Raw genomic sequence first — 376 nt, 5'->3', positions numbered from 1 at the left:
GACGGCAATTGTGGGTTCGCTCGCACCGACGGGCCTGGCGCAGCAGGGAACCTCGACGAACGGCGGGACGATTGAGATCGCGGGAACGGGGGATGCGTCCGGAGATACGATCAAGCTTTACAACGGGGCGACTTTGGTCGGCTCCGGCGTTGCGGGAGCGGGCGGGGCGTTTGACTTTGCGACGACGGCGACATTCGCGGATGGGACGTATCATCTGACGGCGACGGACACGAGCGCGGACGGGACGGAGACGAGCACGGCTTCGACGGCGGCGACGGCAATTGTGGGTTCGGTCGCGCCGACTGGCTTGGCGCAGCAGGGAACGTCGACGAACGGCGGGACGATTGAGATCGTGGGGACGGGGGATGCGTCCGGC

1 protein-coding gene is annotated in these 376 nt (G+C 67.0%); it reads left to right on the top strand.

The window, feature by feature from the left end:
- Positions 1-10: 10 nt before the first annotated feature.
- Positions 11-376: hypothetical protein (locus GSQ90_RS32240; RefSeq protein ID WP_371418518.1), on the top strand; the 366-nt coding region annotated here is incomplete at its 3' end.

Source organism: Methylocapsa sp. S129 (assembly GCF_009765995.1).
GTDB lineage: Bacteria > Pseudomonadota > Alphaproteobacteria > Rhizobiales > Beijerinckiaceae > Roseiarcus.
The sequence above is the reverse complement of the archived record's forward strand: the minus strand, read 5'-3'. Positions and strand labels throughout refer to the sequence as shown.